Here is an 18,069-nt window from a genome sequence, read left to right as displayed (position 1 = left end):
AAAGCCTGTCATTACGAGGTCTTACACTAGCAGAATATCGTGCTGTGTAAGCTGGCTCGGGTTCACCCCCGCCAGCGTGATGGTATGATTGGCGTCGATCGCGATGGTGGTGTCGGCCGGACTGCCGGCGTTGTGTGGATCATTGGCGATCGCCGCCAGCGCCGCCGCGGCATCCGTATAGACGCTGTGGCTGAGCTGCAGGATATCGTGCGCGACGTCGAAGCTGCCGATCGTCGCGTTGCCCGCCGGCTGCGCGGCGAACTGGAACACGAAGGTGTCGTTGGCAGCCGAGGCCGTCAGCACCGCATTCGGCGCCTGCACCGTGATGGTGTGCGAGCCATCATTGTTGGTGACGTCCTGCGCGGCCACGGTGCCGTCGGCGCCGTAGCTGACCAGGGATTTGATGTAGGGCTGGTTGGCGCCGGTCGTGAACTGGCCGACGGTTTCGTTGATGGTCGATGGCGTCAGCAGCGTGTTCAGATCCGCATCGCTGGTCGGAATCGTGTTCTGGAATTCGATCTCCAGCGGAGACGCGCCGCTGCCCTGGACCAGGATGTGCGCGGTGCCGCCGTTGACGCCGATCGCGATGTCGGTGTCATGGCCACCATTGATGCTGGTCACCGTGACCGCGTTGGGGTCGACGCCTTCGAGATGGATGCGGTCGTGCTCGCCGCTGCCGTTTGCCCACGACAGATCGGTGATCTTGTCGGTGACATCAGCGGCGAGATCGGTGGCGCGGAAGAAGAACACGTCCTCGCCGGTGCCGCCGGTCAGGACATGCGCGCCGGGGCCGCCATGGATGACATCGGCGCCGGACCGGTCGGGTCCGCCGGTGATGATCGTGTTGCCTGTGGCGGCGTCGAAGGCGAACTGGAAGTCCGACAGCCCGTGCAGGTCCGCACCGCCAACGGTGAGGCTGACCGAGCCGGTCGCGCTGTTCAGCACCAGCACGCCGTTGCCATAGCTCTCGCCGGTCACATGGAAGTTGTCGACGATGATCTGGTCACGGGTGCCGAAATTCTCGATCGCGTTGACAGGCGCATTCACCGCGCTGAATTCCAGCGTGGCATGATCGGCCGGAGAGAAGCTGATCGCGCCGGAGCCGGCCGCGCCGTGGGCGGTGAGATCGAGCGTCCCGTTCTCGATGGTGATGCCGCCGGTGAAGGTGTTGACGCCGGCGAGCGCCAGCGTGCCGCCGCCATCGAGCAGCAGATGTCCCGCGCCGGTCTGGCCGCTGGCATCATGCGAGCCGGTCATGTCGGCGATCACGTCGCTGATCGTGATGACATGCGCCGCGTCGGGCGCGAAGGTGATGGTCTGGTTGCCTTGCAGGAAGATGCCGCTGCCGAGCGCCGAGCCCGCATGGGCGCCGGCCCCGGTCACAGCGGTGCCGCCCGTCACGTCGCCGTTCTGCTCGCTGCCGGAGCCGGCGAAGATCAGCGTGCCGCCCTGCTGCACGAAGATCGCGCCGCCGGCGCCGAGACCGCCGCCGCCGTAGCTGCCTGTGCCTCCGGCGCCGCCGCCAAAGCCGCCCGCACCAACCGTGCCATAGCCGCCAGCACCGCCGCCGCCGCCGAAACCACCGCTGCCGCCGCCATGCCGGCCGGCGCCGCCGCCCCCACCGAAGCCGCCGGTGCCGCCATATCCACCGGCCGAAAGCCACGGGGCCCACCCGCCGCCGCCACCGCCGCCGCCGAAGCCGCCAGCACCGCCCGTGTCGATCATGCCGCTGCCATCGACTGTGCCGACACCGCCCCCGATGCCGCCGCCGCCGCCGGGCCTGCCGTATCCGGGAAAGCCGAAATAGGCCGCGCTGGTGTAGAAGCTGGCACCCTGGCCACCGCCGCCGCCATTGGCTCCGCCGAGATAGACCGGGTTCGTACCGATCACCTGTCCGCCACCTGTGGCCGCGCCCAGTGCGATACCGGCACCAGCGCCTGTCCCTGTGTCGTAGGGCCGCGGATGACTGGCACCGGCGGCATGAATGCCAATTCCGCCGCCGCCCTGGAAACCACCGGCGCCGCCGAGGCCGCCGCCGCCGCCATACAGCGCCATCCCCAAATAGCCGAACGTACCACCGTTGCTGTTGCCGCCGACCGCCTTGTCGTTGGCGAAATTGACGTTGGACAGCGTCACCGCGCCAGCCGATGCGATGAACAATCCGCCGCCGAGACCTGCGCCGCCGCCGCCACCGAAATTGCTGTCGCCGCCCTTCGCCACGGCATTGATGATTCCGAGATCGTCGATCTCGACGCTGCCGGCGTAGACGAACAGGCCCGGAAGGCCGTGGGCGTCGAGCACATGGCCGTGGCCGGCGATCGTGAGCGAGGCGCCCGGCGGAAGATTGAAGGCCGGCAACTGATCGCTGAGTTGCAGATCACCGACGATGTCGAACGTGTAGTGCGCGCCGTTCTGCGCGCTCGCGCCGGAGACGTCGATCGCCGCGATCGCCTTGGCGAGATCGGCCGCGGAGGTGATGGTCCAGGTATTCGCCACCGGCGTGACCGTCACGTTCGCATCCGCCGAGGCCGGCCCCGTGATGCCGTCGATGGTGGTCGCGGTCACCGTGATGCTGTGCGCTCCGCCGTTGACCGACTGGAAGTCGCTGGTGATATCAAAATGACCGGATACATCGACCGTGCCGGTACCGACCACCGTGGTGCCGTTGTCGGCATAGAGCTTGATGATGGTGCCGGCCTCGCCGCTGCCCTTCACCTCGACGCGCCCGACCGAGTCCGGCACCGAGACCACCGACGCAACGACCGGCGCGGCGGGCGCGACGCTGGCATCGAACGTGGCCCCAGGGCTGGCGTGACCGAGGCTGTCGGTCTGGACGACGGTGATGTGCTGGTGGCCGGGGCCGAGCAGCGCCCCCGCCGCCGGATCGGTCGTCACATCGAAATGACCGGATGCGTCGACAGCGCCGGTCCCGATTACGGTGTTGCCGAGCATCAGCGTGATGGTGTCGCCCGGCTGCCCCGTGCCCTGCAGCTCGATGACGCCGTGATCCGCGGCGACCCCGGCCTGGCTGATATTGGTGACCGGAGCCGGATCGACATACATCGCAAAGCCGGTCGATGGCGCGCTGACGTCGGCACCCGCCGCATCGGTGGCGGTCAGCGTATGATTGCCGTTCGCGAGCGCCACCGTGGTCGTGATGGTGAAGGTGCCATCGGCTGCGACGACGCCCGTGCCGATCGGAATAGAGCCACCATCGGCGTAGAGCGTGATGGTCTCGCCGACATGCTGGCCGGTGCCCTTGACGATGAAGTCGTGGCTGGCATCGATCTGTGTCGCGACCAACGGAGCCACCGACGTGATGACGGGCGCCTTCGGCGTCACGTCGATCGCAACGCCCGCGGAGACGGGGCTCGTCAGATTGTCGCTGTTGGTCTCGGTCGTGGTGATGACGTGGTGGCCGCCGGGCGCATCGACGCTGAAATCGAAACGCCCGCTCTGATCGACCACACCCGAGCCCAACAAGGTCGTGCCGTCGGCATAGACCTTGACGGTCTCTCCCGCCTCGCCGGTGCCTTGAATTTCGATCGTCTGCGGCGCCGTCGCGATGACGGCAGAGATCATCGGCGCGGTCGGCAGGACGGTGACGTTGATCGCGGTGGAGAGCGGGCTGGTCAGGCTGTCGGCATCCGCTGCGGTCGCCCGCAACGGATGCACGCCCTCGGCGAACGTGGCGGTGGTGACGATATCGAACACGCCGGCGCCATTGGCGACGCCCGATCCGACCACAGTGCTCCCCTCATAGAGCGTGACGGTGCTGCCCGCCAGCGCAGTGCCCTTGATCTCGACGGTGCCGCCGTTGACGCTCTGCCCGACGATCGAGGTGATCACGGGCGCCTGCGGATCGACGTGGAACGTGAACGGGATCGCCTGGTCGCTGATCAGGTTTGCAGCATCCTGCGCCAGTGCGAGCAGCGTGTAGTTGCCGTGGCCGATCGGCTGGCTCGCGGTGAAATCGAAATGGCCCGTGGCATCGGCCCTGCCGGAGCCGATGAACTGGTCGCCGGACTGATTGCGGACCCAGATGTTGACCGTGATGTTCGGATCGGCGCTGCCGGCCACCTCGATCCTGCCACCGTCGAGCGGCTGCCCGACCACGGCGATGACAGGGGCTTTCGGATGGACGTCGAAGCCGAGCACGCCCGACGACGGGCTGACGAGGCCAGCCGCGTTGGTCTCGGTCACATTGAGTGTGTAGTGGCCGTCAGGCAGGTTCGGCGTGACGAAGTCGTAATTGCCGCTGCCGTCGGTTGCCGTGGTGTATGTCAGGGAGCTGCCGCCGGGACCGCTGAGATGCAGCGTGACGGTCTGGTTCGGTTCGCCGCTGCCCTGCAGATCCACGCCGACATTGGTGGCCAGCAGCGTCTGTCCGGGCGCCAGCGCGATCGACGGTGCGCTCGGCAGCACGTCGACGACGAGCGAGGTCGTGATCGGCGCTTGGCCGGAGGCCGTCTGCGTTGCCGTGACATGATACTCGCCATCGGCAAGCGCCGAGGTCGAGAACGTGAAACGTCCGGCGCCATCCGGCGTGGCGGTGCCGACCTGATTGCCGTCGATGAAGATCTGGACGGTGCTGCCCGGCGCCCCGTTGCCGCTGAGCACGACCTGGTTGCCGTTCAGCGGCTGGCCGACGAGCGTGATCTTCGGCGCGATGATCTCGGTCAGCGCGATGCCGCCGTTGTAGGCGGTCACGCTGAACTGAGCGGTCGAGTAATCGAAGCTCGGGTTGAGATGAAGCTGGGCGCTGTGCGTGCCGTCGCTGACCGTGAGCACATTGGCGGCACCGAGCACAGCGGTCGCGCCGGCGGCAAAGCCGGCCAGCTTGATGGTATCGCCGGGAAGGAAGCCGTCGATCTCGTTGGTCGGCGTGTCGCCCTGATCGATGATCAGGGTCGCCTGCGCACCCGACTGGAAGGTGATCGCGCCGCTGCCGGCGGCATTGGCGGCGGCAAGCTCGACCGTGCCGTGGTCGGCGAGCCGAACACCGCCGGTCACCGTCTCCGTAACGGCGATCGTGAGCACGCCATAACCGGAGGCGCCGAAGTAGCCGGCGCCGCTGAAGCCACTCGAAGTGACCGTGTAGGTGGCCGAACCCGACACGGTCAGGGAGTCGTTGACGAGCGAGGCAGGCAGCGTCAGCGCGCTGCTGCCGGTGATGTCAATGACCGTTGCCGCGATCGCGTCCAACACGACGATGCCGGCGCCGTCGATATGGAGCGTCCCGGTCATGTTGCCGGCGATCGCATCGGAAATATGGACCGTCTGCCCGAGCGAAGGCGCCAGCGTGACATTGCTCGACGCGGTGAAGAGGCCCGCGCCGATGCCGCCGCCATTGGCGCCGGAGTTCGCACCCGCGCCGCCGAGGCCGCCCTGCACCGCGTTGCCGGCAACGGATGTGCTGCCACCAATGATCAGCGAGCCACCGGACGCAACGAAGATGCCGCCGCCAAGTCCGGCGCCGCCGCCACCGCCGCCGCCGTGCTCATGGTTGTTGCCGTCGAAAGCGGCCCTGCCGCCGGCGCCAGCGCCATAACCACCGGCGCCGCCCGGATATTGAAAAGCCCAGGGAATGCCGGCCGCGTGCCAGGGACCATATCCGCCGCCGCCACCACCCCCCAGGCCGCCGCCGCCGCCAAAGCCGCCGCCGGACGTGTTCCAGTTGCCGCCGTCGCCGCCCGACTTGACTCCGGTCAGCCCACTATTGGTGGCGCCGCCACCGCCGCCCCGGGATCCGCCATTGGGACTCGAGTAGGTCCCGATGCCAGCGCCGCCATTGCCACCGACGGCTTGGTTGCTCAGCACATTGACGTTGGTCAGCGTCGCCGAGCCACCACTGCCGATGTAAAAGGCGCCGCCCGCGCCGAGACCACCGCCGCCGCCGCCGCCCGCGGCCGCCGCCTGGCCGAGATTGGTGATGCCGGCAAAGCCGTCCTGACCGCGCTCGACCATGTGCTGCATGGTGACGTTATCAAAGGTGACGACGCCGGACTGGACCGTGAAGCCGCCATAGAGGTTGCCGCCGTCGATGATGTGGCCGTTGCCTTCGAATGTCAGCGTGTCTCCGGCCGCGATCGTCAGGAATGGCAGCACCGCGCTCAGGTTCAGGTCCGCGGTGACATTGATGACGTAGTTGACGGGCAAGCCCGAGATCGGATTGCCGTCGATGGTCTGAATGGCGGTGACGAGTTCGGCCGCCGTCGAGACGTTGTAGACCGGCTTGATCGTCAGCGTGCCGGTGCCGGTGTGGGTGATGGACTGCTGGCCATGGAATTCGCCCTGCAGCAGCACATTGCCCGCCCCCGTCACGTTGATGGCGGTGGCCGTGATGTCGTTGAGCACCGTGACATTGCCGGCGCCGGAAATGTTGAGCACGCCGGTGCCGATGCCCTGAGACAGCACGACGATTCCGGACGCGTAGATGTTGAAGGTGCCTTGCGTGCCGGCGACGTACTGATCGATCGTGAGCGTTTGTCCGGCGCTGGAGTTCAGGCCGATGGTGCCGCCGTAGTTGAAGAGATCGTTGCCGATGCCCTGGCCCGCCGTCCCGCTGGTACCCCATAGGCTGCCGCCGCCGGCGCCGCCGGTTGCAGCATTGTTGGAGAAGGTCCAGTCGGTGATGTTCAGCGCACCGCCGGAAGCGACGAAGACCGCGCCGCCGAGGCCCGCGCCGCCGCCACCGCCACCGCCGCCACCTCCGCCCCCCGAGGTTCCAACGCCGCCCATGCCGGCGCCATAACCACCGCCACCGCCGCCGCCGGGCGGAAAGTATGCGACCGGACTGCGTCCGCCGCCGCCGCCGCCACCGCCACCGCCGAAACTGCCGCCGCCTCCATTGGCGGTGAAATGACCACCCGCCCCGCCATAGCCGAATCCCACCTGCCCCGGGCTCGATGCGCCTCCCGTCGAGATTCCCTGATCGCCATTCGGCACCCTCGGTGCGTAGTAGCCGCCCTGACCGCCATGTCCGCCGACGACATGATTGTCGGTGAAAGCGACATCGGTCAGGCTCGCCGAGCTGCCGGCACCCACGAACAACGCGCCGCCGGCGCCGAGCCCACCACCGCCGCCGCCAAACTTCGACTCACTTCCCGGAGACGACCCGTCACCGCCGTACCGGATGAAGTCGGCGACGGTCAGGTGATCAATCGTCACATCGCCGGATCGCAGGACGAAGCCGGCATAGGTGGCGGCGCCGTCGATCTCATGGCCGATGCCATGGATCGTCAGCGTGTCGCCGCTGGCGAGATTGATGTCGGGCAGCGCGCGGTCCAGCGTGAAGCTGCCGACGATGTCGATCTCGTAGTTCTGGTTGGCGGCGGAGAACGCGCCGCCGACGCTGATCTCATTGATCGCGCGGGCGAGCTGCGCCGCAGTCGATACGCGGTAGACCGGCACCTCGTTGAGGATGACGTCGGTTCCTCCGGCGCCATCGGACACCAGCAGGAAGCCGTGCGGCGCGAGATTCTGCTGGGCCGGATCGAAATGAATGGTTGCGACCGGCGTGCCGCCGGGCCCGGTCAGCGTCAGCACGTTGTTGACGAAGCTGCCGATGCCGGTTGCGTTGACCGTGGTCAGGTCGATCGTATCGCCGGCGCCAAAGCCGTGTACCACCGCGCCCGGCATCGCGCCCGCGACGGACAGCGTCTGAATCCCCGTGCCGAAATTGATCGATTGAACACCCGACAGCCCGCCGTTGAAGGCGGCGACATTGTCGCCATTGCCGAGGTCGAGTAAGCCACCAAGCGAAACGGAAGCGGTGAAGGTGACATTGATGACCTGGGCGCCGAGCCCGAGATCACCGCTGCCGTTGAACGCATTGCCGAACGTGCCGGAATGCGAAATGATGAGGTCGCCATTGTCGACGACGGCGCCGCTGCCGAGCGTCCCCTGGCCGCCGAGCGTGAGCTTGGCGCCGGCATCGATCGTGGTGCCGCCAACATAGGAATTGGCGCCGTCGAACTCGACGGTGCCGGGCCCCTTGATCTCGAACGAAACGCTGCCGCCATTGCCGCCCTGGTCGGCGATCCCATCGGCAATCGTGATCGCATTCCCCGCCGTCGGCGCGAGGACGATCGACTGATTGCCCTGGAAGAAGATGCCGCTGCCGAGCCCCTGGCCGGCGCCCGGCATATCGTACAACTGATGAGCCGCCTGGATGGCACCCGCGGCGCCGCCGGCCACGGAGCCGCCGGACAGCGAGCCGCTCTCGAGGATCAGCGTGCCGCCTTCCTGGACGAAGACGCCGCCGCCGGCACCGAGCCCGCCGCCGCCAACATTGCCGATCCTCGCCTGGAAAAATCCGTTGGCAAGATAGGCGAGCGCGACGCCGCCATTGCCGGCGCCAAATCCGCCGAGGCCATCGTGGCCGCGAAACCCCCCGCCGCCGCCACCACCGCCAAAGCCGCCATTGCCGCCGGCACTGTCGGCGCCGTTACCGTAGAGACTGCTGCTGTTGTAGCCGCCACCGGCACCGCCGCCGCCGCCGAAGCCGCCCTGTGCACCGGGGCTTCCGGCTCTTAGGTAAGCGAGAAAGGCGCTGCCGCCGCCGCCGCCACCGCCAAAGGCGCCGGAGGTTGGGGACGATCCGCGATACGACGTCCCTCCTGCGCCGCCTCCGTCCGCAAGATTCGACAGGCCGAGTCCGCCGCCGGCGCCGCCCGCATAGCCCCAGCCGGTCAAGTTCTGGTAGTGGTTGAGATGGTACACCCCAGTCGTGGAGCCGGCGGCTCCATCGATGCCCATGCCGCCGCCACCGGCGCCGCCTTGAAAAATCCGGCCGGCCGGGTTCACGCCACCGCCGTCGCCGCCATGGGCCGCGTTGTCGAGGAAGGTCACGTTGGCGATCGTCGCCGATGCGCCGGCCGCGACAAACAGGCCGCCACCGAGCCCGGCGCCGCCACCGCCACCGCCAAGGCCGCCATCGCCACCCTGCGCCAGCGTGTGCGCGATCGTGAGATTCTGGAGTCTTACATTGCCGGCATATTCGAGGAAGCCGCGATGGGCATTGGCGCCGTCGAGCGTGAAGCCTACGCCGTCGATCAGCAGCGAACTGCCGCGGTCGAGGTTGATCGCCGCGAGCTGCGCGGTGGGCGCGAGCGAAGCCAGCGAAATGTCGCTGGCGAAGTGGATCGTGTAGGCGACGTTCTTCGCATAGGACGTGCCGCCCTGGCTGATCGCGGTCAGCGCAGCGGTCAGATCGGCAGCCGAGCTGACGTTGAAGCTGGTCTGGATGGCAACGACCTTGGTGCCGCCCTGGCCGTCGCTGGTCACGCCGAACGGCCCAAGCGTCTGCGCCGGATCGAAATGCAGGGTCGCGACCGCAATGCCGCCGGAATCCTTCAGCGTCACGACATTGTTGGCACCAACGACGACCGTGGTCGCCACCACCGACCGGAGGTCGATGACGTCGCCATTGGCAAATCCCGAGATGGTCTGGGTCGGCACGCCGTGCTCGAACACGGCCGTCCCGCCCGACGTCCCGAAGTTGATCGTGCCGGTGCCGGTGATGGATCCGGCGAAATCGGCGTTGGCGGCATTGATGGTGACGGTGCCGTTGTTGACGACCGTGCCCTGGAAGATCGCCGACGCGTTGATGTTCAGCGCGCCGTTGTCGGTGACGGTGTTCGCGAACGTGGTCGCCGCATTGACGTTCAGCGTGGCGTTGTCGGTGACCGTGCTCGCGAAGGTCGTGACCGCATTGACGTTGAGAATGCCGCTGTCGGTGACTGCGGCGGCAAAGGTCGTTGCCGCGTTGACGTTGAGGACGCCGCCGTCGCTGACCGTGCTCGCAAACGTCGTCGCGGCGTTGATGTTGAGGATGCCGTTGTCGGTAACCGCGCCCGTTCCCAGCCCGCCGGCCGCCTCAATGTCGAGCGTCGCGCCGGCGTCGACGGTGGTCGTGCCGACATAGCTGTTGGCCGCGGCGAAATGCACGATGCCGGCACCGGAAATCTCGACATTGCCGGTGCCGCCATTGCCGTGCTGATCGGCGATGACGTCGGAGATGGTGAGATCGTCGCCGGAGGCCGGCGCGAAGGTGACCGTCTGGTTGCCCTGGATGAAGATGCCGGAGCCGAGCGCCTGGCCGCCTTGCGCTGATGTGCTGATCGCACCTGGGGCGCCGCCGGCGACAGTCCCTCCCGACAGCGAGCCACCGCCGACGATCAGATGTCCGCCTTCCTGGACGAAGATGTCGCCGCCGGCGCCGAGGCCACCGCCGCCGGAGCCGAGCAGGACGTAGTTGACCTTGCCGCCACCAGCGCCGCCGCCGTAGCCGCCGGCACCGCCAGAGTATCCGCCGCCGCCACCGCCGCCGAACCCACCGGTGCCGCCGGTGCTGTGCAATTGGGCCGAGCCGCTCGCCCCGCCACCGCCGCCGCCGCCGAAGCCGCCGTTGCCGCCGTTGGAGCCTACCCTCGAGATATGATCGACCAAACCTTGGGGGGTGCTCTCCGGGCTGTTTCCATAGGCATAGAAGCCGCCGCCGCCGCCGCCGCCGAACCCGCCGGTGGCAGCCGCCGTGTAGCTGCGGAGGCTTCCGCCGGTCCACGCACCGCCGGCACCGCCATGCGCTAGGCCGGGCTGGCCGGGAACGTTGAGCCCGATACCGCCCCCGGAGGTGCCGTTCACCGCTGTTGCGACATAGCCATGGCCGTTCGGGGCCGAGTAGTCGTGCCGATATTGTCCGGTGTTGGCACCGGCGGCCGATCCCATGCCGCCGCCGCCGGCCCCCCAGTTAGCGCCACCATCGAGGCCACCGCCGTTGCCGCCGACCGCCCTGTCGCCGCTGAAGCTGACGTCGCTGATCGACACCGTGGCGCCGGCGGCAACGAACAGGCCGCCACCCAATCCAGCACCGCCGCCGCCGCCCTGTGTGCCTCCGGCGCCGCCCTGCGCAAGGGTGTGATTGATAGCGAGATTGTCGATGGTGACATTGCCATCGTACACGAACAGGCCGCGATAGGCGTTGCCGCCATCCAGCGCATGTCCGCCGCCATGGATGACGAGCGAGCTGCCGCTGGCGAGATTGATCGCCGTCAGATTGGCGCCGAGCGAGGTGACCGAAATATCGGCCGCGAGCTCGATCGAATAGCTGGTGTTGGCAGCGGCCGCCGAGCCACCCTGGCTGATGGCGATCAGCGCCGTGTTGAGCTCGGCCGCGTTGTGGACGATGTAGACGTTGGCCGGCTTGATCAGGGTGCCGCCGGCGCCGTCGCTCGTGGCCGCGAAGCCATAGGTGGCACCACTGAAATGCAGCGTCGCGGTGGTGACGCCATCGGTCACCGTCAGGATGCCGGTGGTCGCATTGAACGATTGCGAGAACTGCGCGGAGTTGTGGTTGATTCCGGCCAGATCGATCGTGTCGGTCGCACCGCTGAAGCCGGTGATGGTGCCGGCGAAGCTGGCGGGATGATCGATCTTCAGCGTCGCCGACGAACCGCTGAACGTGATCGTCTGCCCGGCCCCGACAGTGCCGCCGAACTCGACCGTGCTGTTGGCGTCGACGATCACCGCGCCGGAGCCGGTGACGTTGCCGGCGACCAGAAGCGTGCCGCCGCTCTCCGCCTTCAGCGTGCCGGAATTGGTGACGCTGCCGGCGAGATCGAGCGTGCCGGCCTTGGCATCGATCATTCCGGTGTTGGTCAGCGCGGTCGAGATCGCCGTGGTGCCGCCGCCGGTCTTCTCATAGCTACCGGCGACATTGACCGTGCCATTGCCGGCGCTGGCGGAGATGTTGAAGGCGGTGCCGCTCGTGGACGCATCGGTGAAGGTGACGCCGGCGTCGATCTTGAGCACCGCGCCGTTGTTGAGATGCAGCGCGTCGCCGGAAAACGCTCCGGTCTGCGCGGAGCCATGCAGTTGGAGCGTCCGGCCGTCGAGCGTGAAGGTCTCGTTGCCGGCATCGAAGAACGACGCCAGGCCATTGACGACCGTGGCGCCGCTGCCGCTCTCGGCGCCGCCGGTGAACGTCGCGCCGTTGGCGTCGGTCAACGTTCCCGTGCCGGACAGCGTGCCGCCGGACTGGCTCAGGCTGTGGATGGTCTCGGAGACGGCGCCGAGATCGAGATTGCTGGTGATGACGAAGTCGCTGTTGACGGCGACGTTCACGGCCATCCCAGCCGTGGTGAGGCTGCCGTCGGTCGCGGTGACCGTAAAGCTCGCGGCCGGGTTTTGCGTCGCGTCGTGAACGAAGATCACCTGCCCCGCGGCGAGCTGGGTCTGCGTGAAGCTCGCGATCGCCACGCCGGGCGCCCCCGACAGCGCAACGTAGCCGTGCACGGTGCTGCTGACGTTGAAGGTGAGCTGGCTCGCCGTATTGTCGATATCGGCGGCGCTGAGGTCGGCGGTGGCGATCACCGTCGACGTTCCCTGCAGCAGCGAGGCCGACGCATCGCCGGAAAGCACCGGCGCATCATCGGTGCCGGCAATCGTGATGGTGACGACCTGCGTGCTGCCGCCCGTCGTGGCGACCGTGAAGGTGTCGGTGAGAACAGCGCCCGCATTGAGCGCCTGGACCGTGGCATTGCTGTTATTGAGCGTATACGTCCACACCCCGGATGACGTCAGGACATAGGTGCCGTAGCCGCCGGCGCTGGCCGTGGCAGCAGCCACAGCGACGAACGCGCCCGTGGCGACCGTCAGCGTGCCGGTGGCGACCGGTGTTCCCGGCGTGCCGTTGTTGACGCCGCCCGCCTCGGTCACCGCGCCGCTGATCGTGCCCGTCACCCCGGCGACATCGTGGGTGCCGGTGATGGTGATCGTGACCACCTGCGCCGTGCCGTCGATCGTGGTCACCGTGAACGTGTCGGTCAGCGTCCCGCCGACGTCGAGCGCCTGCACCGTGGGATTGTTGTTGTCGAGCGTGTACGTCCACACGCCGCCCGAGGTCATCGTGTAGGCGCCGTAGCCGCCCGCGCTCGCGGTTGGCGTTCCAACCGCCGTGAACGTATTGGCCGGATTGTCGACGTCGATATCGGTTAGCGTGCCCGTCGCGGTCGGCGTTCCCGGCGTGCCGTTGTTGATGCCGCCCGCCTCAGTCACTGAACCGCTGGCAGTCCCCGACACCACCGCCGCATCATTGGCGCCGTTGATGGTGACCGTCACCACCTGCGCGGTGCCATCGATGGTCGTCACCGTGAACGTGTCGGTCAGGGTGGCGCCGGCATTGAGCGCCTGCACCGCGCTATTGCCGTCATCGAGATGGTAGGTCCATGCCCCGCCGGAGGTCATGGTGTAGGTACCGTAGCCGCCCGTGCTCGCCGTCGGCGTCGCGACCACGGTAAAAGTGTTGGCCGGATTGTCGACGTCGCTGTCGGTCAACGTGCCCGTCGCGGTCGGTATTCCCGGCGTGCCGTTGTTGAGACCGCCCGCCTCGGTCACCGTGCCGCTCGTCGTGCCCGACACGACAGCCGCGTCATTGGCGCCGTTGATGGTGATGGTCACCACCTGCGCCGTGCCATCAACGGTCGTGACCGTGAACGTGTCGGTGAGCGTGGCGCCCGCATTGAGCGCCTGCACCGCGCTGTTGCCGTCATCGAGATGGTAGGTCCACGACCCGCCCGAGGTCATGGTGTAGGTGCCGTAGCCGCCGGCGCTCACCGTCGGCGTCGCGACAGCGGTGAAGGTGTTGGCGGGATTGTCGACGTCGGTATCGGTGAGCACGCCGGTCGCGGTCGCTATTCCCTGCGTCGCGTTGTTCACGCCACCGGCCTCGATCACCGGGCCGCTGCTGACGCCCGAGATGATAGCCGGGTCGTTCACCGGCGTGACCGTGATGTTGACGGTCGCGGTCCCGGAATCGGTGAGGCCGTCATTGGCCTTGTAGGTGAAGCTGTCGACGCCGTTGTAGTCGGCTGATGGCGTGTAGGTGAACGAGCCGTCGTGATTCAGCGTGAGCGTGCCGTGAGTGGGACCATTGACCAGGATGGCGCTGAGCGCATCGCCCTCGGCATCGTGGTCGTTGGCGAGCACGCCTGCGCTCGCGATCGTCAGCGGCGCGTCTTCGGCTGTCGTGTAGCTGTCGGCGACCGCCACCGGCGCGTCGTTGGTGCCGTCGATGGTGATGGTCACGGTCTGCGGCGCGCTGGTCCCCGTGCCGTCGCTGACCTCGACGGCGTAGGTGAGCGTCAGCGTCTGGCCTTGCTTCAGAAAGTCCAGATCCGCAGCGCCCGGCTGGTAGGTCCAGCCGATGCCGGTAGTGCCGCCGTTCGACAGGTGTCCGGCGTTGTCGAACGACAAGGCCACGCTGTCAATCAGCGCAGCCGCCCCGGTCGGCAGCGTGAAGGCGTGGCCATCCAGCATGACGACCGGCGTGCCGGTGACCGAAGCCGTCAGCGTATCGCCGACGTCGAGATCGGTGACCGCGATGGTGCCACCCAGCGAGATCGCCTGGGCGTGGGCGTCGCCGGCCTCATCAACCGCAACCGCGCTGCTGCTGATGGTCGGCAAATCATTGGTGCCGGTGATGGTGATCGCCACCGTCTGCGTGCCGCTGTCGCGAAGCCCGTCATTGACGGCGACGGTGTAGGTCAGAACGAGCTGCTGTCCCGCGCGCAGGAAATCGAGATTGGCCGCCGCGGGATCGTAGCTCCAGCCGATGCCTGCTGCGCCGCCATTCGATGTGACGCCAGTCTGGAACGACAGCGCGTGGTCGATCAGTGCGGCAGCCCCCGCCGGCAGCGAGAAGGCGTGGCCGTCGAGGGTGACGGCGGGCGATCCGACGATCGAGGCCGAGAGCGTGTCGCCGATATCCAGATCGGTCACCGCAAGCGCGCCGGTGATCGGCGCGATGTCCTGTGCGGAGGCATCGGCAGCTTCGGTCACCGCGCCCGTGCCGCCGGCGGTCAGCAGCGGTGCGTCCTCGGTGCCGGTGACCGTGACGGTCACGTTCTGCGTCGTCAGTCCGCCATGGCCATCGCTGACCGTGACCGCATAGATCTCGGTGACGGTCTGGCCGTCACGCAGGAATTGAACGCTGCTATTGTCGACCTGATAGGTCCAGGTGACCTCGCCACCGGCACCATGGCTGGTGTCAGCGGTCAGCTGCGGGCTCATCGTGCCCAGCGCGACGCCGCCAGCATTGGTGGAGCTGACGAGCGCGACCGAGACGGTGTGATTATCAGTCAGATCGACATCGCCGAAATTGACGGCGCCGGTGGCGTGCAGCTGTCCGAGCGCATCGGCGGCAACGTCCTCGGTCACTGCGCCCGTGGCTTGAGCCGTGGTGATCACGGGTGCGTCGTTGGCACCGCTTATGGTGACGCTGACGTCGCGGCTCACCGTTCCGCCGTGGCCGTCGCGAACCGTGACCCGGTAGGTCTCGACCACGCTCTCGCCGGCCGCGAGGAACTGCACCGCGCTGTTGTCGACGTGGTAGCTCCAGCCCGCCTGACCGCCGGCGCCATTGACCGTATCGGTGTCGATCTGCGCATCCATGGTCCCGAGCGCGGCGCCGCCGGGAGCGGTCGTGCTCAGCAACGTGACTGATGCGGAGTGGGTGTCGGAGAGATCGAGGTCGGAGAAATCGAAGCTGCCGCCGGCGTGCAGTTGTCCTTGCGCATCCGTCCCGACACCCTCGGTCACCATGGCCGCAGTCTGCGCGGCGACGATGGCGGGCGCGTCGTTGCTGCCGGTAACGGTGATCGTCAGCGGCTGACTGCCGACGTGAGCCGTGCCGTCGGTGACATCCGCCAGATAGGTGATGGTCAGCGTCTCGCCGGCGGCCAGCCAGTCCAGATTGGCTTGGGCGGGATGATAGGTCCATGCCAGCGTGTTGGCGCCGCCACTGATCGTGGTCGTGGCGCTGTCGAACGAGATCGCGGCCGCATCGCGCAACGCGTCGATGTCGACTCCGGATGGCAGCGCTCCGCCGCTGTAGCTGACGATCGCGGACGCCGCCACGTGCCCGGTCAGGACGTCGCCGATATCGCGGTCATCAGCCGACAGCGTGCCCGTGATCGGACCGACGGATTGCGCATGCGCGTCCGCGAGTTCGGCGACGACGGCCGGATCGGTTTCGCCGGTGATGGCTGGCGGATCGTTGACGGGGGTCACCGTCAGGGTGACGGTGCGCACCGTCGTGTCGTGCCCGCCATGGGCGGTGCCATCGGCATCCTGCACGGTGATGGTCAGCGTACGGGTCAGCGATGACGGATTGTCGCTGGTGTCGGTATAGGTGACCGACCGCAGCGCGGCTTCGAAATCGGCAACCGTCGGTGACTGGCCGGCGCGCGCGGTCAAGGTCAGCGTGCCAGTCGCAGCGTCGAAGGACCCGTGGATCTGCGCCGTGTCGGTAAACGACAGCACGTCCTCGCCATGCAGATAGTTGCCGGTGATCTGGATTGCGGCATGATCGAGCGTCGTGCTGTCGACATCCGACAGCAACAAGTGTGGCGCGACGACCGTCGCGACCTGCTCGGCGGCAACAAATGAGACTTCGCCCGGCGCGAGCGCCGGCGCGTCGTTGATGCCCGTGATGGTCAGCGTGATCGAAGCGGACGCGAGATCGTGTCCGCCATGCGCAGTGCCGTCGACGTCCTGCACGGTGACGGTGAGCGTGCGCGACGATGTCGAAGGCGCGTCGCCGGCATAGGTGTAGCTGACTGTGCGAAGTGCCACCTGAAAGTCGGCCAGGCTTGTGGCGTGGCCGGGCACGGCGCGCAGCGTCAAAGTCCCGGTGCCGGCGTCGAAACTGCCTTCGATCGCGGACGTGCCGGCAAAGGACAGGACATCTTTGCCGGGCTCGAAATGGCCGGTGATCTTGACCGTCGCCTGCAGCAGCGTCGTGCTGTCGTCATCGGTCAGAGTCAGTTGCGGCACGACCACAATCGGCGTCTGCTCGAGAGCAGACACTCCGGCCGCATGGGCATGGAGGTCGAGCACCGGCGCGTGGTTGACCGGCCCGAACGTGACAGGCGGGTTTGCGGGGCGATTTCCAGAGAAGCCGTCTCGCGCGAAGAAATTGTCAGCACCTGGAAAATTTGCAGCCGGAGCATAGTCGACAGACGTGTGAGGAGACTCGCCCTGGCCGCCATCGTCGTCGCCGGTCAATGCAGATGACGAGCCGTGCGTACCGATGGCCCCGGAGTCGACGAACTCTCCCGCGCGCGTCTTGATCTGCAGGAGTCGATTGAGCGTATCGGACTCGAACACCCTGTCGGCATCCGACTTGGCCTGAATCTCGGTGTCGAGATGTGAGGAGTTCGTGGATGTCAGGGTCAGCTTGCCGCCGTCGCCGCTGATCGCCGCGACGGGATCGCCGTTCTGGTCGTAGATCGTTGCGCGGCTCAGCCCCCGGTCCTGATGGAAGATGGACAGCGTGACGGCACCGTCGAGATCGGCAATATCAGCGCCGCCAATGCCGCCCAGGATCTTGACCGAAGCGGACGCCACGCCGACGCGCATGTCGCCGGTGCGCGCGATCGCGCCGGACGCGAAGGTGAATGCCCCCTGGAGCAGGCTGAAGAGCTCCTGATTGGCCGTCCCAGGCTGGCCGTAACTGAACTCGGTCAGCGCCAGGCGCGAGTCGTGCCCGAGCTGAAAAACGCTGCCGTCCTTGAAGACAAGGCTGGCCCCGCCGTCGCGATCGGTCTGAACGACGTCGCCCTTCCGCAGCACGTCGCCATCATTGAGCGCGATGGCGACGCCGTTGCGGATGACGACCACGTGGCCCTTGGTGTCGACGACGCGTCCAATGACTTGCGCGGCCTGCTGCGAGGCAGTCGTTGCGGCCTGTACAACCGCATCCTTGCCGGCAGCCAGCAGAACGAACCGATCGTCGCTGCGCGAAGCGTCGCCGGCCGGTCGCGCCGGCGGATCGTCTTGCGACAGCTGCCGGCTGGTGGCGTCGGCTCTTCCGACCGAATTGGCCTGACGCTGGCCTGTGCCCGCCTGGCCGGCATCGAACATGGCGTGGGCATCCGCCAGCGTGCCTGCCTCGACGGCTTTCGAATCCGCAATCGATGAGGCGTGCGACGTATCCGACGAAAAACTACCAGCCGTCCTGATCGTCGTTTCCGACATCCAAATATCCTCGTTCGACAAATGCGTCCA

The 18,069-nt window shown here is 67.5% G+C and carries 1 protein-coding gene; it reads right to left on the bottom strand.

The genetic code is table 11. From position 1 onward, the window contains the following. Positions 1-21 precede the first annotated feature (21 nt). Complete coding sequence (locus S58_RS07245; RefSeq protein ID WP_015664615.1) at positions 22-18,039, bottom strand: VCBS domain-containing protein; 18,018 nt, start codon at positions 18,037-18,039, stop codon at positions 22-24. Positions 18,040-18,069 lie beyond the last annotated feature (30 nt).

Source organism: Bradyrhizobium oligotrophicum S58 (assembly GCF_000344805.1).
Taxonomy (GTDB): domain Bacteria; phylum Pseudomonadota; class Alphaproteobacteria; order Rhizobiales; family Xanthobacteraceae; genus Bradyrhizobium; species Bradyrhizobium oligotrophicum.
This window is presented reverse-complemented; position numbering and strand designations above follow the sequence as displayed.